The organism is Pseudomonas sp. XP2 (assembly GCF_053557975.1).
Genome location: NZ_JBNRIK010000001.1, coordinates 63566 through 82710 on the forward strand (window position 1 = coordinate 63566; position 19145 = coordinate 82710).

At 62.7% G+C, this 19145-nt stretch carries 16 protein-coding genes; 14 read left to right on the forward strand and 2 right to left on the reverse strand.

Going from position 1 to position 19145, the window contains the following annotated elements; translation table 11 throughout:
• Positions 1 to 100: 100 nt before the first annotated feature.
• From pilM to ACK1VC_RS00355, 12 genes are all read left to right on the forward strand, one after another.
• Positions 101 to 982, forward strand: coding sequence for a type IV pilus biogenesis protein PilM (pilM, locus tag ACK1VC_RS00300; protein WP_023048611.1), 882 nt, complete (start codon positions 101 to 103; stop codon positions 980 to 982).
• Positions 979 to 1515, forward strand: coding sequence for a PilN domain-containing protein (locus tag ACK1VC_RS00305; RefSeq protein WP_197884378.1), 537 nt, complete (start codon positions 979 to 981; stop codon positions 1513 to 1515). The genes pilM and ACK1VC_RS00305 overlap by 4 nt, the downstream gene beginning before the upstream one ends.
• Positions 1512 to 2528, forward strand: a complete 1017-nt coding sequence (locus ACK1VC_RS00310; RefSeq protein ID WP_095116155.1) for a pilus assembly protein PilP — start codon at positions 1512 to 1514, stop codon at positions 2526 to 2528. Before ACK1VC_RS00305 ends, ACK1VC_RS00310 begins: the two co-directional genes overlap by 4 nt.
• A complete protein-coding gene (locus ACK1VC_RS00315) occupies positions 2452 to 3714 on the forward strand; it encodes a type IV pilus secretin PilQ (RefSeq protein WP_191087069.1) in 1263 nt (420 codons plus the stop codon). The genes ACK1VC_RS00310 and ACK1VC_RS00315 overlap by 77 nt, the downstream gene beginning before the upstream one ends.
• Positions 3715 to 3718: 4 nt before the next feature.
• Complete coding sequence (gene aroK / locus ACK1VC_RS00320; protein ID WP_024717571.1) at positions 3719 to 4237, forward strand: shikimate kinase AroK; 519 nt, start codon at positions 3719 to 3721, stop codon at positions 4235 to 4237.
• A 96-nt stretch (positions 4238 to 4333) separates the two neighbouring features.
• Positions 4334 to 5431 (forward strand): 3-dehydroquinate synthase, encoded by a 1098-nt coding sequence (aroB, locus tag ACK1VC_RS00325; protein ID WP_070086873.1) that lies wholly within the window; start codon positions 4334 to 4336, stop codon positions 5429 to 5431.
• 15 nt (positions 5432 to 5446) lie between these two features.
• The gene (locus ACK1VC_RS00330) at positions 5447 to 7051 is read left to right on the forward strand and encodes an SPOR domain-containing protein (RefSeq protein WP_060516914.1); all 1605 of its coding nucleotides are present in this window, start codon (positions 5447 to 5449) and stop codon (positions 7049 to 7051) included.
• A gap of 129 nt (positions 7052 to 7180) precedes the next feature.
• Positions 7181 to 7405 (forward strand): hypothetical protein, encoded by a 225-nt coding sequence (locus tag ACK1VC_RS00335; protein WP_132844974.1) that lies wholly within the window; start codon positions 7181 to 7183, stop codon positions 7403 to 7405.
• Between the two features lie 19 nt (positions 7406 to 7424).
• Positions 7425 to 11870, forward strand: coding sequence for a glutamate synthase large subunit (gltB, locus tag ACK1VC_RS00340; RefSeq protein WP_016489619.1), 4446 nt, complete (start codon positions 7425 to 7427; stop codon positions 11868 to 11870).
• Between the two features lie 123 nt (positions 11871 to 11993).
• On the forward strand, positions 11994 to 13412 hold the full coding sequence (locus ACK1VC_RS00345) for an FAD-dependent oxidoreductase (protein ID WP_016489618.1): 1419 nt from the start codon (positions 11994 to 11996) through the stop codon (positions 13410 to 13412).
• A gap of 194 nt (positions 13413 to 13606) precedes the next feature.
• A complete protein-coding gene (gene hemE, locus ACK1VC_RS00350; RefSeq protein WP_051099567.1) occupies positions 13607 to 14671 on the forward strand; it encodes a uroporphyrinogen decarboxylase in 1065 nt (354 codons plus the stop codon).
• Positions 14672 to 14786: 115 nt separating this feature from the next.
• Positions 14787 to 15134 carry a YgiW/YdeI family stress tolerance OB fold protein gene (locus tag ACK1VC_RS00355; protein ID WP_191087067.1) on the forward strand — a complete coding sequence of 116 codons (348 nt, stop codon included), beginning with the start codon at positions 14787 to 14789 and terminating at the stop codon, positions 15132 to 15134.
• 81 nt (positions 15135 to 15215) lie between these two features.
• Here ACK1VC_RS00355 and ACK1VC_RS00360 read toward each other — a convergent pair whose 3' ends face one another.
• Positions 15216 to 16403 (reverse strand): MFS transporter, encoded by a 1188-nt coding sequence (locus ACK1VC_RS00360; RefSeq protein ID WP_224372599.1) that lies wholly within the window; start codon positions 16401 to 16403, stop codon positions 15216 to 15218.
• A gap of 165 nt (positions 16404 to 16568) precedes the next feature.
• Between ACK1VC_RS00360 and ACK1VC_RS00365 the strand changes: the two genes are divergently transcribed.
• Together ACK1VC_RS00365 and ACK1VC_RS00370 are read left to right on the forward strand one after the other, a co-directional pair.
• On the forward strand, positions 16569 to 17468 hold the full coding sequence (locus ACK1VC_RS00365; protein WP_016489614.1) for a LysR family transcriptional regulator: 900 nt from the start codon (positions 16569 to 16571) through the stop codon (positions 17466 to 17468).
• A 76-nt stretch (positions 17469 to 17544) separates the two neighbouring features.
• Entirely contained in the window at positions 17545 to 18318 is a 774-nt protein-coding gene (locus ACK1VC_RS00370; RefSeq protein ID WP_016489613.1) for a ParA family protein, read from the forward strand.
• 353 nt (positions 18319 to 18671) lie between these two features.
• Here ACK1VC_RS00370 and trxC read toward each other — a convergent pair whose 3' ends face one another.
• Positions 18672 to 19106, reverse strand: a complete 435-nt coding sequence (gene trxC / locus ACK1VC_RS00375) for a thioredoxin TrxC (RefSeq protein WP_016489611.1) — start codon at positions 19104 to 19106, stop codon at positions 18672 to 18674.
• Positions 19107 to 19145 lie beyond the last annotated feature (39 nt).

Consider the following 19145-nt stretch of genomic DNA (forward strand, 5'->3'; position numbering starts at 1 on the left):
GGTTACCGGCCAGGCTGTCCGTCGCCTCGATGGGCAGGCCGGGCCTGGTGTTGACGCGGGGTTGCGACAGACCGCTGCACCACGCAGCAAGGAAGCCGCGATGCTAGGACGCTTCGGCAAGGATGCCAGTTCAATCGTGGGGGTGGAAATCGCCCCTGACGCTGTTCGTGTTGTGCAACTGCAGCGGCGCAGTCGGCGCTACAGGGTACTTGCATCGGCACAAGAACCATTTGAATCCGCAGCTGGCAAGGATTGGGTCGCAGAGCCCGATGCCGTGGTGGCTGCCTTGCGCCGTGCCTACCTGCGCAGCGGCCTCAGGCAGCACCGGATAGCGTTGGCGTTACCGGCCAGCCAGGTGATCTGCAAGCGGTGCCATGTGCCGATGGAGCAGGTCGGGGCTGAACTGGAGACGCAATTGCTGGCCGATGCCGAGCGGCTGTTTCCATTTCCATTGGAGGACCTGGCCTTGGACTTTCAGGTCTTGGGGGCATCCGGAACGCAACCGGGGTGCGCCGAACTGATGGTGGCCGCGTGTCGGCAAAGTGCCTTGGCGTCACTGGATGCCATCGTCGAGGCGGCCGGGTTGCAACTGGAGGCCATCGAGGTCGACAACATTGCCTTGTGCCGCATGTTGCCCGTGGGCTGCCTTGAAGGTTCGGCGCTGCTGCGGGTCGAAGCGCACAGCGCAGTGCTTTATGACTGGCAGCCTGGCCGGCCTTACCAGCGTCGTGAACTAAACATGCAGGGGCTGAAGGGCATGGCGCAGTTGCCGGAGCACCTGCACGCGCTGCTTGCCGATGCGCAGTTGCCGGCGGGCCTGTGGATTACCAGTGGCTCATCGGTGGAGCCTGGCGTGTTGCAAAACCTTGGCCGCCAGCTGAATACGCCGTGCAGGCACTTGCCTGGCCTGAAAGGGTTGGAGCACGTTGACGGCACGATGGTCCTGGCGTGCGCCCTGGCACTTGGAGGGTTGCACCCATGATACGGCTTAACCTGCTGCCTTGGCGGGAACGGCAGCGCGAGGCGGCGCTCAGGCGCTTTCGCACCCAGCTGGTTGCCGGCGCACTGCTAGCGCTGTGTGCCGTGACCCTGGTCGACCAGTTGGCCCGACAGCGCGGTCAGCAGCAGGCGCTGGTCAATGCCCAGCACCAGGCCGCCCTTGAGGTGCTGGCCGAGCAACTGCAGCCGCTGGCAGATGTGCGTGCGCAGCATGATGCACTCAATGCCCGTGCAGCTGCACTCGAAAGCTTGCGGGCCCAGCAGGGGGTGCTGGGTAATGTGTTCGCTGAGATCGAAGGGGCGCTGCCGGTCGGGGTCCAGCTACTCGACCTCAGCTTTGAAAACGGCCATCTGCAGGTGACTGGGCTGGCTGCCTCTGGCGCCTTGGTTGCGCAGTTCATGCGCGATCTGGAGCGATCGGGTGTGCTGCTCGATCTGACGCTCAGGCGTGTCAGGAGCATGCCGGCTGGCGATGAGTTTCTGCTGGCTACGCGTGTTGCGGCGTTCTGGTCGTGAAAGCAGCGCAGGTCTTTGCCTGGTGGGCGGTTGCCGAACGTTCCAGAAGCATCAGGCTCATCGCCCCAGTGCTGGTGGCCGGGATGGTGTTCGGCCTGGGTTGCGCGCTTCGCCTGCCGGCAGGGTTGCAGCAGCAGGCACAGGAAGCGGCCCGGCAGGCCACATTGAACGAGCAGCAAGCAGCCAGTGCGGCAAAGCTGGAGGAGCTGCAGCGATTGCGGGCGTCTCTGGCTTTTGCCGAACGGCGGTTGCTGGAGGCTCACTGGCACCTGGCCGCCGGGGAAGGCATGAGTGAGCTGGTTGACCGCCTGGCGGCTTCGGGGCATGCACATGGCTTGCTGGTTGAGCGGTTCGACGTGCAGGAAGTCGAGCAACAGGCAGGCTATTGGAAAGTGCCGTTGCAGGTGCAGGTGGTGGGCCGGTACATGGATTTGCGCCAGTGGCTGGGTGACTGGCTGGGCCAGGCACGCCTGCTGCGCAGCGGTGACATGAAACTGGCCGCCGTCGCGGGGCAGCCCGGGCTTTTGCGTCTGCAACTGCAGGTAGATGCGTTTCAGGCCTCAGCGCCCGTACCGACACCTGAGGTGCTTGCGCTTATGCCGGCCAAGGCCGCCACGCCAGTGCCTGGGGTCGATCCCTTCGCCCCTGGGGCGATACGAGTGGCCGGTTCCGGTCTGGGCAGCGTGCCACTGGCACAGCTGGAAATGGTCGGCAGCCTGTCGCGAGGGGCGGCCCATGAGGCGCTGCTGATGGCGGCTGGCAGGCTCTACCGCGTGCGGGCGGGTGAGCGCTTGGGGCGTAACCACGGAGTGGTGGCGCGGGTCGATCAAGGTCAGGTCGAAGTGCGAGAACGGTTATTCATGGCGGGGGTGTGGCATGAGCGTACGGCGTTCATCACCCTGGCAAAGCGCCCGGGCAAGGAGGCCCCGAACCAGAATGAAGAACGTGATGAAATGGGTGTTGGCGGCCCTGCTGCCGATCCCGCTGGTGTGGGCGACGCCGTATCAGGGTGAGCCACTTTCTTTGAATTTCCAGGATGTAGAGGTTCGCTCGGTGCTGCAGGTGCTGGCCGATTACGCGGGCATCAATCTGGTTGCCAGCGATGACGTGCAGGGCAACGTGACCTTGCGTTTGCAGGACGTGCCCTGGGATCAGGCGCTTGACCTGGTGCTGCGCAGCAAGGGCCTGGCACAGCGGCAGGAAGGCAATGTGTTGCTGGTGGCCCCTGCGGCAGCGTTTGCCCCGCAGCCGTTCGATGCCCATCCGGTGCCGGATGCGCAGATGCAGCCGTTACGCCGTGAACTGATACCGATCCATCATGCCAAGGCGGCGGAGCTGGTTGAGTTGTTGCTGACCAGCCTGGCGGATGACAGCACCTTCACCGTTCGTGGCAGCCTGGGTGTCGATGAGCGCACCAATACCCTGGTGGCGCATCAGCCGGCCGATCGCCTGGCCGAATTGCGGCAACTGGTTGCGCAGCTGGACGTGCCGGTGCGCCAGGTGGCGATCGAGGCGCGTATCGTCGAGGCCAACGTCGACTACGAGAAAAGCCTGGGGGTGCGCTGGGGCGGGCCGCTGTACAGGGAAAGCCTGCGCCCGGGCAAGGAACTGTTCGTCGACCTCGGCGTGGAGCGGGCGGGCAGCAGCGTCGGCCTGGGCCTGCTGCGTGGCGACGTGTTGCTCGACCTGGAACTCAGCGCCATGGAAAAAAGCGGCAACGGCGAGATCATCTCGCAGCCCAAGGTGGTCACGGCCGACAAGGAAACGGCCAGGATCCTCAAGGGCACCGAGGTGCCCTACCAGGAAACCAGCCAGAGTGGCGCCACCTCGGTCGCCTTCCGCGAAGCCTCGCTTTCGCTGGAGGTGACCCCGCAGATTACACCTGACAACAAGGTAATCATGGCTGTCAGGGTGACCAAGGACGAGCCTGATTACGTCAATGCCGTGAACAACGTACCGCCGATCCGCAAGAACGAGGTCAATGCCAAGGTTCGTGTGGCTGACGGCGAAACGATCGTGATCGGTGGCGTGTACTCGACTTCGCAAAACAATGTGGTCGACAAGGTGCCATTTTTTGGCGATCTGCCGTATGTTGGGCGGCTGTTTCGACGCGATGTATTACAAGAGAAAAAATCCGAGCTGCTGGTCTTCCTGACTCCGCGTATCATGAGTGACCAGGCGATTGCTGTGAGTCGTTGATTCTGTGCGAAATTTGATACTTGTGGGACCCATGGGCGCTGGTAAAAGCACCATTGGACGCCTATTGGCCAAAGAGCTGCGCCTGCTGTTCAAGGATTCCGACAAGGAAATCGAACTGCGATGCGGCGCCAACATCCCGTGGATTTTCGACAAGGAAGGCGAGCCAGGTTTCCGTGAGCGCGAGCAGGCGATGATCGCCGAACTGTGCGCACTCGACGGCGTGGTTCTGGCGACCGGCGGTGGCGCGGTGATGCGCGAAGCCAACCGCCAGGCATTGCGCCGGGGTGGTCGGGTTATCTACCTGCATGCTTCGGTGGAGCAGCAGGTTGGCCGTACCGCGCGTGATCGCAATCGCCCGCTCCTGCGCACCGCCAACCCCGAGGCCACCCTGCGCGCCCTGCTGGAAGCCCGCGACCCGCTCTACCGCGAGATCGCCGACGTGGTGGTGGAAACCGACGAGCGGCCGCCCCGCATGGTGGTGATCGATATTCTCGAGCGCTTGCAGCAGTTGCCGCCCCGTTAGCCCGGGTCTATTCTCGGCCACCAGCGCCGAGGCGAGGTTCAACGTTAGCGCGTGGTTGCCCGAACGGCGCCGCGCCCAAGTACATTGTGGGGATACATGCAGACACTTAAGGTCGACCTGGGCGAGCGCAGCTACCCGATCTACATTGGCGAAGGCCTGCTGGGCCAGCCCGAGCTGCTGGCGCCGCACATTGCCGGCCGGCAAGTCGCCATCGTTTCCAACGAGACCGTCGCACCCCTGTATCTCGAACGCCTGAGCAACACCCTTGGCGCCTACTCGGTGCTGCCGGTGATATTGCCCGATGGCGAAGCCCACAAGAACTGGGAAACCCTGCAACTGATCTTCGATGGCCTGCTGACAGCTCGCCATGATCGTCGCACAACCGTGGTTGCCCTGGGCGGCGGCGTGATCGGTGACATGGCCGGCTTCGCTGCCGCCTGCTACCAGCGCGGTGTCGACTTCATCCAGGTGCCGACCACCCTGCTTTCCCAGGTTGACTCTTCGGTGGGCGGCAAGACCGGTATCAACCACCCGTTGGGCAAGAACATGGTCGGTGCCTTCTATCAGCCCAATGCGGTGCTGATCGATACAACCAGCCTTAAAACCCTGCCAGCGCGCGAACTGTCGGCCGGCCTGGCGGAAGTGATCAAGTACGGTCTGATCTGCGACAAGCCGTTTCTCGCCTGGCTCGAAGATAATATGCAAGCCCTGCGCGCCCTCGACTCGGCAGCCCTGACCGAAGCCATCCGCCGCTCGTGCGCGGCCAAGGCCGCAGTGGTGGGTGCCGATGAGCGTGAGTCCGGCGTGCGGGCCACGCTGAACCTGGGGCATACCTTCGGGCATGCCATCGAGACCCATATGGGCTACGGCGTCTGGCTGCACGGCGAAGCCGTGGCGGCGGGCACGGTGATGGCCCTGGAAATGTCCATGCGCCTTGGCTGGATCGACCAGGCCGAGCGTGATCGCGGGATCCGCCTGTTGCAGGACGCAGGTTTGCCGGTGGTGCCACCACAGGAAATGACCCCGGCGCATTTCATGGAGCACATGGCGGTCGACAAGAAAGTGATCGACGGACGCTTGCGTCTGGTGCTGTTGCGCCAGATGGGCGAGGCCGTTGTGACCGACGACTATCCGAAAGAGATTCTTCAGGCCACGCTGTCGGCGGATTACCGCGCGATCGTGGCCCAGCTTTGAGGTTGTGACAGCGCAATGACCAGTTTGCATGCCGATGAGGCCTTTCTCGACCATTACCAGTTGAGCCACGATCCGTTCGCGCCCCGTGTGCCCGGCTTCAAGTTCTTCCCGGCGCAGCGCAAGCCCGTGCTTGGCCAGCTGCACCACCTGGCGCGCTACAGCCAGCTGATGCTGGTGGTCAGCGGCCCGCTGGGCAGCGGCAAGTCGCTGCTGCGCCAGGCCCTGGTGGCCAGCACCAACAAGCAGGCTGTGCAGAGTGTGGTGGTGTCTGCCCGCAGTGCCAGCGATGCTTCCAGCATGCTTGCCCAGGTCGCTCAAGACCTGGGTGTGGCCCAGCCCGAAGTGCAGGCGATCCTGTCCAAGGTGGTGCAACTGGCACTGACCGGGCAGGAAGTGTATTTGCTGGTGGACGATGCGGAACAACTCGACGAGTCGGCACTCCAAGCGTTGCTGGAGTTGGCGGCGGGGGTACCGGAAGGGCGCCCGCACGTGTTCCTGTTCGGTGAGCCTTCACTGATTGCCGGGCTGGACGAGCTCAATGTCGAGGAAGAACGCTTCCACATCATCGAGCTTGCCCCCTACAGTGAAGAAGAAACCCGCGAGTACCTGGAGCAGCGCCTGGAAGGGGCTGGCCGGGGCATCGAGGTGTTCAGCCGTGAACAGATCGTCGATATCCATGAACACTCCGACGGCTGGCCTGGCAACATCAACCAGGTCGCCCGTGACACTTTGATCGAAGCCATGATCGCCAGCCGTTCGACGGTCAAGCGACCATCCATGGGGTTCAAGATGCCTAAAAAACATGTGCTCGCGCTGTCCGCTGTGGTCGTGGTCGCTGTCGCGGCCGCTGTGTTGATGCCCAAGAAAGGCGACAAGCCACCCGCTGAGGCGCCGGCCGCCCAGGCCCAGTTGCCGCTTGGCGACGGCAAGCAGGGTGCCAATATCGAGTTTTCCGGGTCTTCCCAGCCGATGCCGCTGCCGCTGGTTGGCCAGTCCCAGCCTGTAATGCGCGAGCCGCTGGCCCAGGCCGCGGGCATGGGGGAGGGTGAAGAAGGCAGCCCGGCGGGTGACACTGCCCTGCAGCCTGGCAACCCGCCGCCAACCGTGACCACCATTGCGCCGCCGCAAGGCGTGCCGGCTGGCCCGGCACCTGTGCCTGCACAGCCTGTGGCTACTGCGCCGGTCCAGCCGGTTGCACCTGCGCCCAAGCCTGTCGCAACCCAGCCTGCGAAGCCGGTTGCACCTGCCAAGCCTACGCCTGCGCCTACCCAGGTCGCCGTGGCCAAGCCGGCCGCCAAGCCTGCCGAGAAACCTGCCGCCACTGGCAGCGGCAACAGCGGCTGGTACGCCGGGCAGAAGCCGGGCAATTACGTGGTGCAGATCCTGGGCACCAGCTCCGAGGCCTCGGCCCAGGCGTTCGTCAAGAGCCAGGGTGGCGACTATCGCTACTTCAAGAAAAACCTGCAGGGCAAGCCGCTGTACGTAGTCACCTACGGCAGCTTCGCCAACCGTGATGCAGCGGTTGCGGCAATCAAGAACTTGCCAGAGAAGGTCCAGGCTGGTAAACCTTGGCCACGTACCGTCGGCAGCGTCCAACAAGAGCTGGCCACGGCCCGCTGATACCTTCCGGGCGGCATCACCCCGCCGCCCAGTTGCTGAGCGATTACTGACTTTCGAATAGCCTGCTGCGTTTCAACGCGGCAGGCTTTTCTGTCCCAGACTGCCGGCCACAAGCCCCTAGTTGCAGTCATGGCTGAAACGCTTCAGACTCACGCCAAGCCGCTATCACGGCGCATGGCGCAAAAACATTCAAAATTGCGACATAAATTTTCAATGGTGAGACATGAAAATTTGTGGGCGTCGCTGTCGCTGTGCAACAATGGTTTTCCATGGCCACCGCAAAAAAGCTGGCGTTTGATCGGCGTGGATGGTAAGTGGTTGTTAAAAAAGAGATTTACCTCCGTTGAGAGGTGAACCTGGTGAGAATGTGTCTATGAAAACAGGTCTGTACCATCCCGAAGAATTCAAGGACAACTGTGGTTTTGGCCTGATCGCCCATATGACGGGCGAACCGAGCCACCACCTTCTGCAAACCGCCATGCAGGCGCTGACCTGCATGACCCACCGTGGCGGTATCAACGCCGACGGCAAGACCGGTGACGGTTGCGGTCTGCTCATGCAGAAGCCCGATCAATTCCTGCGAGCCGTGGCCCAGGAACACTTCGCCGTCGAGCTGCCCAAGCAGTACGCCGTCGGCATGGTGTTCTTCAACCAGGACCCGGTCAAAGCCGAAGCGGCCCGCGCCAACATGGACCGCGAGATCCTCGCCGCTGGCCTGAAACTGGTCGGCTGGCGCAAGGTACCGATCGACACCAGCGTACTCGGCCGCCTGGCCCTGGAGCGCCTGCCGCAGATCGAACAGGTGTTCATCGGTGGCGAAGGCCTGAGTGACCAGGAATTCGCCATCAAGCTGTTCAGTGCCCGTCGCCGTTCGTCGGTGGCTAACGCCCACGACAGCGACCACTACATCTGCAGCTTCTCGCACAAGACCATCATCTACAAAGGCCTGATGATGCCGCGCGATCTCGCGGCGTTTTATCCAGACCTGGGTGACGAGCGCCTGCAAACCGCGATCTGCGTGTTCCACCAGCGCTTCTCCACCAACACCCTGCCGAAATGGCCGCTGGCGCAGCCGTTCCGCTTCCTCGCCCACAACGGCGAGATCAACACCATCACCGGCAACCGCAACTGGGCCATGGCCCGTCGCACCAAGTTCGCCAATGACCAGATCCCCGACCTCGAAGAGCTCGGTCCGCTGGTCAACCGTGTCGGTTCCGACTCGTCGAGCATGGACAACATGCTGGAACTGATGGTGACCGGTGGCATCGACCTGTTCCGCGGCGTGCGCATGCTGGTACCGCCAGCCTGGCAGAACGTCGAGACCATGGACGCCGACCTGCGTGCCTTCTACGAATACAACTCCATGCACATGGAGCCGTGGGATGGCCCGGCCGGTATCGTCATGACCGAAGGCCGCCACGCGGTGTGCCTGCTGGACCGCAACGGCCTGCGCCCGGCGCGCTGGGTGACCACCACCAACGGCTACATCACCATCGCCTCGGAAATTGGCGTGTGGGGTTACCAGCCTGAGGAAGTGTTGGCCAAGGGCCGTGTCGGCCCGGGCCAGATCCTGGCGGTGGACACCGAAACCGGCCAGATCCTCGACACGGACGCCATCGACAACCGCCTGAAGTCGCGCCACCCGTACAAGCGCTGGCTGCGTCAGCACGCCACCCGTATCCAGGCGACGCTGACCGACGACCAGGGCGCGGCCAGCTACGACGCTGACCAGCTCAAGCAATACATGAAGATGTTCCAGGTCACCTTCGAAGAGCGTGACCAGGTACTGCGCCCATTGGGTGAGCAGGGCCAGGAAGCCGTTGGTTCGATGGGTGACGACACGCCGATGGCCGTGCTGTCGCAGCGTGTGCGTTCGCCTTACGACTTCTTCCGCCAGCAGTTCGCCCAGGTGACCAACCCGCCGATCGACCCGCTGCGCGAAGCCATCGTGATGTCGCTGGAGATCTGCCTGGGCGCCGAGCGCAACATCTTCCAGGAGTCCCCGGAGCACGCTTCGCGGGTCATCCTCAGCTCCCCGGTCATTTCGCCCGCCAAGTGGCGTTCGCTGATGAACCTGGAGCGCGAAGGTTTCGACCGTCAGCTGATCGACCTCAACTATGAACAGGGCGTCGGTCTGGAAGCGGCCATTCGCAACATCGCCGACCAGGCTGAAGAAGCCGTGCGCGCTGGCAAGACCCAGCTGGTGCTGAGCGACCGCTACATCGCCCCGGGCAAGCTGCCGGTGCACGCTTCGCTGGCCGTTGGCGCGGTACACCACCGCCTGACCGAACAGGGCCTGCGTTGCGACAGCAACATCCTGGTGGAAACCGCTACCGCCCGCGACCCGCACCACTTTGCCGTGCTGCTGGGCTTCGGTGCCTCGGCCGTCTACCCGTACCTGGCGTATGAAGTACTGGCTGACCTGATTCGTACCGGCGAAGTGCTGGGCGACCTGGACGAAGTGTTCAAGTACTACCGCAAGGGCATCTCCAAGGGCCTGCTGAAGATCCTGTCGAAGATGGGTATCTCCACCATCGCCTCATACCGCGGTGCGCAGCTGTTCGAAGCCATCGGCCTGGCCGAAGAAGTGGTCGGCCTGAGCTTCAAGGGCGTGTCCAGCCGCATCAAGGGGGCGCGCTTCGTAGACCTTGAAAGCGACCAGAAGCTGCTGGCGGCCGAAGCCTGGAGCGCGCGCAAGCCGATCCAGCAAGGTGGCCTGCTGAAGTTCGTCCACGGTGGTGAATACCACGCCTACAACCCGGACGTGGTCAACACCCTGCAAGCCGCCGTGCAGCAGGGCGACTATGCCAAGTTCAAGGAATACACCACGCTGGTCGACCAGCGTCCGGTATCGATGATCCGCGACCTGCTGAAAGTGAAGGTGGCCGACCAGCCACTGGCGTTGGAGCAGATCGAACCGCTGGAGGCCATTCTCAAGCGGTTCGACTCGGCCGGTATCTCGCTGGGCGCACTGTCGCCGGAAGCCCACGAGGCGCTGGCCGAGGCCATGAACCGCCTGGGCGCGCGTTCCAACTCTGGTGAAGGCGGTGAAGACCCGTCGCGCTACGGCACCATCAAGAGTTCGAAGATCAAGCAGGTGGCCACCGGCCGCTTTGGTGTGACCCCTGAATACCTGGTCAATGCCGAGGTGCTGCAGATCAAGGTTGCCCAGGGCGCCAAGCCTGGTGAGGGCGGCCAGCTGCCGGGCGGCAAGGTCAACGGCCTGATCGCCAAGCTGCGTTATGCGGTACCGGGCGTGACCCTCATCTCGCCGCCGCCGCACCATGACATCTACTCGATCGAAGACCTGGCCCAGCTGATCTACGACCTCAAGCAGGTCAACCCGCAGGCCCTGGTGTCCGTGAAGCTGGTGGCAGAAGCCGGCGTGGGCACCATCGCCGCTGGCGTGGCCAAGGCCTATGCCGACCTGATCACCATCTCCGGTTATGACGGTGGTACCGGTGCTTCGCCGCTGACCTCGATCAAGTACGCCGGCGCCCCGTGGGAACTGGGCCTGGCCGAAACCCACCAGACCCTGCGTGGCAACGACCTGCGCGGCAAGGTGCGGGTACAGACCGACGGCGGCCTGAAAACCGGCCTGGACGTGATCAAGGCGGCCATCCTTGGCGCCGAAAGCTTCGGCTTCGGTACCGCGCCAATGATCGCCCTGGGCTGCAAGTACCTGCGCATCTGCCACCTGAACAACTGCGCCACCGGCGTAGCCACGCAGAACGACAAGCTGCGCAAGGACCACTACATCGGCACCGTCGACATGGTGATCAACTTCTTCACCTTCGTCGCTGAAGAAACCCGTGAGTGGCTGGCCAAGCTGGGCGTGCGCAGCCTGGGCGAGCTGATCGGCCGTACCGACCTGCTCGAAATGCTGCCAGGCGATACCGAGCGCCAGCAGTACCTGGATCTGTCGCCGCTGCTGGGCAGCTCGCACATTCCGGCAGACAAGCCGCAGTTCTGCGAAGTCGACAAGAACCCGCCGTTCGACAAAGGCGAGCTGGCCGAGAAGATGGTGGACATGGCCCTGCCGGCGATCCGCGACCAGGCCGGTGGCGAGTTCAACCTCGACATCTGCAACTGCGACCGCTCCATCGGTGCCCGCATCTCTGGCGAAATCGCCAAGCTGTACGGCAACCAGGGCATGGCTGCCAACCCGATCACCTTCCGCTTCAAGGGTACTGCGGGCCAGAGCTTTGGCGTGTGGAACGCCGGTGGCTTGAACCTGCACCTGCAGGGTGATGCAAACGACTACGTCGGCAAGGGCATGACCGGTGGCAAGGTCACCATCGTGCCGCCAGCCGGCAGCCCGTTCGAAACCCAGCACAGCGCCATCGTCGGCAACACCTGCCTGTACGGTGCCACTGGCGGCAAGCTGTTTGCCGCGGGCACTGCGGGCGAGCGCTTCGCTGTGCGTAACTCCGGCGCCCACGCTGTTGTCGAGGGCACTGGCGATCACTGCTGTGAGTACATGACCGGCGGCTTTGTCTGCGTCCTGGGCAAGACCGGTTACAACTTCGGTTCTGGCATGACTGGCGGCTTCGCCTACGTGCTCGACATGGACAATAGCTTCGTCGACAAGCTGAACCACGAGCTGGTGGAAATCCAGCGTATCAGTGGTGAAGCGATGGAAGCCTACCGCAGCCACCTGGCGCGGGTACTTGGCGAGTATGTGGAAGAGACCGGCAGCGAGTGGGGGCGTGAGCTCTCGGAGAACCTGGACGACTACGTGCGGCGCTTCTGGCTGGTGAAGCCGAAGGCAGCCAACCTGAAGCAACTGTTGTCCAGCACACGTGCCAACCCGCAGTAAAAACAGCTGCAAGTGGCAAGCCTCAAGCTGCACCTGAAGGCAGTACGAGGTTTGCCCGGCTTAAGTGATCGTCTTGCGGCTTGCAGCGTGTAGCTTGCAGCTGCTGTAAAGAGGTTTTGAAAAATGGCTGAACGTCTGAACAACGACTTCCAGTTCATCGAAGTGGGCCGCAAGGACCCTAAGAAAAAGCTGCTGCGCCAGCGCAAGAAGGAGTTCGTGGAAATCTACGAACCGTTCAAGCCGCAGCAGTCAGTAGACCAGGCGCACCGCTGCCTGGGCTGCGGTAACCCGTATTGCGAATGGAAGTGCCCGGTGCACAACTTCATCCCTAACTGGTTGAAGCTGGTGTCCGAAGGCAACATCCTGGCGGCGGCTGAGCTGTCGCACCAGACCAACACCCTGCCGGAAGTGTGCGGCCGCGTGTGCCCGCAAGACCGTTTGTGTGAAGGTGCCTGCACCCTGAACGACGGCTTCGGCGCGGTGACCATCGGTTCGGTGGAGAAGTACATCACCGACACCGCCTTTGCCATGGGCTGGCGCCCGGACATGTCCAAGGTCAAACCAACCGGCAAGCGCGTCGCCATCATCGGTGCCGGCCCTGCTGGCCTGGGCTGCGCCGACGTGCTGGTGCGCGCTGGCGTAACCCCGGTTGTGTTCGACAAGAACCCGGAAATCGGTGGCTTGCTGACCTTCGGCATTCCAGAGTTCAAGCTGGAAAAGACCGTGCTCAGCAACCGCCGCGAAGTGTTCACCGGCATGGGCATCGAGTTTCGCCTGAATACCGAGGTGGGCAAGGACGTGACCATGGAACAGCTGCTCGCCGAGTACGACGCAGTGTTCATGGGCATGGGTACCTACACCTACATGAAGGGCGGCTTCCCGGGCGAAGACCTGCCGGGCGTGCATGACGCACTGGATTTCCTGATCGCCAACGTCAACCGCAACCTGGGCTTCGAGAAGTCCCCGGAAGACTTCGTCGACATGCAAGGCAAGAAGGTGGTGGTACTGGGCGGTGGTGACACCGCGATGGACTGCAACCGCACCTCGATCCGCCAGGGCGCCAAAGCGGTGACCTGCGCCTATCGCCGTGACGAAGCCAACATGCCGGGTTCGCGCAAAGAGGTGAAGAACGCCAAGGAAGAAGGCGTGAAGTTCCTTTACAACCGCCAGCCTATCGCCATTGTCGGCGAGGACAAGGTCGAAGGCGTGAAGGTGGTCGAGACCCGTCTCGGCGAGCCGGATGCCCGTGGCCGCCGCAGCCCTGAGCCGATCCCGGGCTCCGAGGAGATCCTGCCAGCCGATGCCGTGGTGATCGCCTTCGGCTTCCGTCCAAGCCCGGCGCCGTGGTTCGAGCAGCATGGTATCCAGCTGGACAGCCAGGGCCGTGTAGTAGCCCCGGAGAAAGGCAAGTTCAAGCACCAGACCAGCAACCCGAAAGTGTTCGCCGGTGGCGACATGGTGCGTGGTTCGGACCTGGTGGTGACGGCGATCTTCGAAGGGCGTACGGCTGCGGAAGGTATCCTGGACTACCTCGAAGTCTGATTTTCGACCTATTCGCGGGCATGCCCGCTCTCACAGGGTTAAGCGCAGAACCTGTGGGTGCGGGCATGCCCGCGAAGCTTTTGTATACAAAAACGCTTGATCTATAGCATCCAATAGACAAAACGCATGGCCATGGCCGTGCCTTTTGCGCTGGCGTCTGAGAAAATGCCCGCACTATTTTTCCGGATGCCGACATGACTGCCCTGAAGAACGATCGTTTCCTGCGTGCGCTGCTCAAGCAACCCGTAGACGTCACCCCGGTGTGGATGATGCGCCAGGCCGGCCGCTACCTGCCGGAGTACCGCGCCAGCCGCGCCAAGGCCGGCGACTTCATGAGCCTGTGCATGAACCCGCAGTTTGCCTGCGAAGTTACCCTGCAGCCGCTGGACCGCTACCCGCTGGACGCGGCGATCCTGTTCTCGGACATCCTCACCATCCCTGACGCCATGGGCCTGGGCCTGTACTTCGAAACCGGCGAAGGCCCGCGTTTCAAGAAGGTCATCAGCACCCCGGCCGACATCGAAGCGCTGCCGATCCCCGATCCGCAGAAAGACCTGGGCTATGTGATGGACGCGGTCAGCACCATTCGCCGTGAGCTCAATGGCCGTGTGCCCTTGATCGGCTTCTCCGGCAGCCCGTGGACCTTGGCCACCTACATGGTCGAAGGCGGCTCGTCGAAGGACTTCCGCAAGACCAAGGCCATGGCCTACGACAACCCGCAAGCCCTGCACCTGCTGCTGGACAAACTGGCCCAGTCGGTCACCAGCTACCTGAACGGCCAGATCCTGGCCGGTGCCCAGGCTGTGCAGATCTTCGACACGTGGGGCGGTAACCTGTCGGCGGCGGCCTACCAGGAGTTCTCCCTGGCCTACATGCGCAAGATCGTCAGCGGGCTGATCCGCGAGCACGAAGGGCGCAAGGTGCCGGTGATCCTGTTCACCAAGAACGGTGGCTTGTGGCTGGAAAGCATTGCCGAAGCCGGCGCCGACGCACTGGGCCTGGACTGGACCTGCGAGATCGGCGATGCCCGCCGCCGTGTGGGTGACAAGGTGGCGCTGCAAGGCAACATGGACCCGACCGTGCTGTACGCCAAGCCTGAGGCCATCCGCCAGGAAGTGGCGCGCATTCTGGCCAGCTATGGTCACGGCACCGGCCACGTGTTCAACCTTGGCCATGGCATTACCCCGGAAGTCGACCCGGAGCATGCGGGCGTGTTCATCAATGCCGTGCACGAGCTTTCGGCGCAGTACCATCAGTGACCTGAGCGCTGAAAGCAAAGCCCGGCCCTGTGCCGGGCTTTTTGTTGCATTAAGTTTGGATTCAGCGAACGTCGCTAATCTGGTCCCATCGAAACCTAAACAGGACCCGATCCTCATGAAAGCACGTTATCTCGCCCTTATCTTTGCCCCGCTGTTCAGCACTGCTGCACTGGCCGCCAGCTATACCGGCCCCGGCGCCCAGTCGGTCACCACCGTGGCAGCTGCCAACGACGCTGCCGATGACACGCCCGTGGTGCTGCAGGGGCATGTGACCAAGAAGATCAACAACGACGACAAGTACGAGTTCAAGGACAACACCGGCACCATCACTGTTGAAATCGACGATGAGGACCTGCCGCCGACGCCGTTCAACGACAAGACCAAGGTGAAGCTGACCGGTGAGGTGGAGAAGCACCTGATGAGCCGGGAAGTGGATGTGGATATCGTCGAGATCATCAACTGACCTGATGGCCTCTTCGCGGGCACGCCCGCTCCCACAGGGATTGCACAAAACCCTGTGGGAGCGGGCGTGCCCGCGAATGTTTCACACCGATTTGGGCGGTAACTTGCTCAGGTGCAACGCCACCAGCAACGCAACCGCCAGCAAGCTGCCAATGAACAGCCCGATGCCGTTCCAGCCCCACTGGTGCCAGAACACCCCGCCCGCCGTACCGGCCACGCTGGACCCTGCGTAATAGCTGAACAGGTACAGCGACGATGCCTGCCCCTTGGCTTTGAGCGCCCTGCGGCCAATCCAGCTGCTGGCCACCGAGTGTGCGCCAAAAAAGCCGAAAGTGAACACCAGCATGCCCACGATCACCATCGCCAGCGGGCTGGCCAGGGTCATCAGCAAGCCACCGGCCATCACCACGATACTGGCCCAGAACACTTTGCGCCGGCCTAGCTTGTCTGCCAGGGCACCGACTTGCGCCGAGCTGTAGATCCCGGACAGGTACACTACCGACAGCAAACCGACCAGCGCCTGGTTCATGTGGTAGGGCTCGGCCAGCAAGCGGTAGCCGATGTAGTTGAACAGGGTGACGAAAGCCCCCATCAGCAGGAAGGCTTCCAGGAACAGCCAAGGCAGCCCGGCATCTTTGAAGTGCATGACAAAACCGTCCAGCAGGCTGCGCGGGCTCATCATCTGCGGGCGGAAGTTGCGCGATTCGGGCAGCACCTTCCAGAACACCAGTGCGGCGACCAGGGCCAGGCCACCGATGGTCAGCATGGCCGTGTGCCAGCTGACGAAGTCGATCAGCACGCCGGTAATCAGCCGCCCGCTCATGCCGCCAATCGCGTTGCCGCCGATGTACAGGCCCATGGCCAGGCCGATGTGCTGTGGGTGGATCTCTTCGCTCAGGTAGGTCATGGCCACAGCGGCCAAACCGCTCAGGGACAGGCCAACCAGGGCGCGGGTGGCCAGTACCAGTTCCCAGCTTGGCATTACCGCGCTGGCCAGGGTGGAGAGGGCGGCGCAAACCAGGGCAAAGACCATCACCGGCTTGCGCCCGATGCGGTCAGAGATGGGGCCGGTGATCAGCAGGCCGAACGCCAGCATGGCGGTGGAAACCGACAGCACCAGGCTGCTCTGCGCCGCGTTGATGGCAAATTCTTTCGACAATAGCGGCATCATCGGCTGCACGCAGTACAGCAGGGCAAAGGTGGCGAAGCCGCCGCTGAACAGTGCCAGCACGGTCTTCATGAAGGCGGGGGTGCCTTTTTCAATCCACATTTCGTTCAGGGAGGCAGGCTCTGGTTCGGCAGGAAGGGGAGCTACAGCAGTTTTCACGGGCGGGTACCTCTGGCGCAATGAAAAAAGCATATAGCTGGCTAATGATTAGATCCAATATATTGTTCGACCTATTTAAGACGTTTTTCGACTCATTAGGAGCTGGTCATGGAACTGCGTCACCTGCGCTACTTCATTGCTGTGGCTGAAGAGCTGCACTTTGGCCGCGCCGCCCAGCAACTGGGCATTTCCCAGCCGCCCCTGAGCCAGCAGATCCAGGCCCTGGAGCAGGAACTGGGAGCGCGGCTGTTCGAGCGTACCAACCGTCGGGTCGAGCTGAGCGAGGCGGGGCGACTGTTCCTTGAGGAAGCGCGGCAGGTGCTGGCGCAAGTGGAGAAGGCCGCAGATGTGGCGCGGCGGGCGCAGTTGGGTGAATTGGGCGAAATGAAGATTGGCTTTACCTCGTCTGCGCCATTCACCTCGAAGATCCCCAAGGCCATCCATGCCTTTCGCCAGCGCTTCCCGGCTGTGCACCTGAACTTAAAAGAAATGAGCAGCCGTGATATCGCCGAAGCAGTGTTCGACGAGTCCATCGAAGTAGGGCTGATGCGGCCGATGCCTTTGCCGGAAGGCTTGCTGGCCACCGAATTGTTCCGCGAGCCGCTGGTGGCGGTGATCAACGCATCGCATCCGCTGGCTGAAGGCACGGAACAAGGGGTGCACATGGCGGCGCTGGCCCATGAGCCGTTTGTGTTCTTCCCGCGCAGTTATGGCAGCGGCCTGCATGCACAGTTGCTCAGCCTGGCGCGGCAGGCGGGCTTCAGCCCGCACTTTGCCCAGGAGGCTGGGGAGGCAATGACCATCATCGGCCTGGTCTCGGCGGGGTTGGGGGTATCGGTGTTGCCAGCGTCGTTCCAGCGTATGCGCATCGAAGGGGTGGTGTACCGCACGCTGCTGGATGAAGGGGCGATGTCGGCGGTGTGGCTAGTGCAGCGCGAGCGGGGCAATTCGGTAATGGCCAAGGCGTTTGCCGAGCTGTTGACCGGGCAGGTGGTCGGCCAGGGCTAATGTTGGCCAAATGGCGCTGGCCATTGCCGCAGTGCCGCCACATACTCGGGCATTCGTTGAAACACGGAGGTCAATCATGCGTCGCGTGGTGTTCAATCAGAAAGGTGGGGTGGGCAAGTCGAGCATCGCCTGCAACCTGGCGGCGGTCAGTGCCAATGAAGGCTACCGGACCCTTTTGATCGACCTGGATGCCCAGGCGAACTCGACCCAGTACCTCACCGGCCTGACCGGCGAGGATATCCCGATGGGTATTGCCGACTTCTTCAAGCAAAGCCTGTCCAGCGGGCCGTTCAGCAAGAAGAACAAAGTCGATATCTACGAAACGCCGTTCGACAACCTGCACGTGGTCACTGCCACTGCCGAGTTGGCCGACCTGCAGCCCAAGCTTGAGGCCAAGCACAAGATCAACAAGCTGCGAAAGTTGCTCGACGAGCTGGACGAGGACTACGAGCGTATCTACATCGATACCCCGCCAGCGCTGAACTTCTATGCCGTTTCTGCGTTGATCGCCGCAGATCGCGTGCTGATTCCCTTCGACTGTGACAGCTTTTCGCGCCAGGCCCTGTATGGCCTGCTGGCGGAGATCGAAGACCTCAAGGAAGACCACAACGAAGACTTGATGGTCGAAGGCATCGTGGTCAACCAGTTCCAGTCCCGTGCCAGCCTGCCGCAGCAGATGCTCGACGAGCTGCTGGAAGAAGGCCTGCCGGTGCTACCGGTGTACCTGGGCAGCTCGGTGAAGATGCGCGAATCGCACCACGCCAGCCTGCCGCTGATTCACCTGGAGCCCAAGCACAAGCTGACCCAGCAGTTTGTCGAGTTGCATGATCTGCTGGAGGAGAGAGGTTAGACGTCTGGTAGGTATCAAGGCTGCCAGGTGCCTGGCGCAGCATTTTCGGCGCCTGTGACATCGAGCGCCGCCCGCGCGGCGCTTCGCGGGACAAGCCCGCTCCCACATTTGTTTTGGGCCAGTCCCTCCTGTGAGTTCACCGCTGTCCGGCTTGTTTGTTCCATTCGATATCAAAGGTTACGCAGCTACCCTTCACCCATCTTTCGCCATATACCAAGGGTGCGCGCGCCTATGGCACAGGAGTAATTGGCCAGAAACAAATGTGGGAGCGGGCTTGTCCCGCGAAGCGCCGCGCGGGCGGCGCTCGATCTCGCAGGCGCCATCCTGCTAACGGCATGCACCAGAAAACACACCTAAACCCCTTGGCTACGCACCCACTCCAGCAACGACTGGAGTGGAAATGCTCCGGCCTGGCGGCTGACTTCGCGGCCGTTCTTGAACAGCAGCAGGCTGGGGATCGAGCGGATGCCCAGTTGCCCGGCCAGGTTGCGGTTGGCTTCGCTGTCGAGCTTGGCCAGGCGGCAGCGGCCGGCCAGTTGGCGGGCGGCTTGTTCGAAGGTGGGAGCGAAGGATTTGCAGGGGCCGCACCAGTCGGCCCAGATGTCGACCAGCAGCGGCAGGTCGCCTTTGATCTGGCTGGCGTAGCTGGCTTCGGTGAGCTCGAAGGGGGTGCTCAACAGCACCTCCTGTTTGCAGCGGCCGCATTTCGGCGCGTCGCCCAGGCGCTCGGCGGGCAGGCGGTTGAGGCCGTTGCAGTGGGGACAGGGGATTACCAGTGGGTCGGACATATCAATTCCTTGTGTTGTTTGTTCGGGCCCTATCGCCGG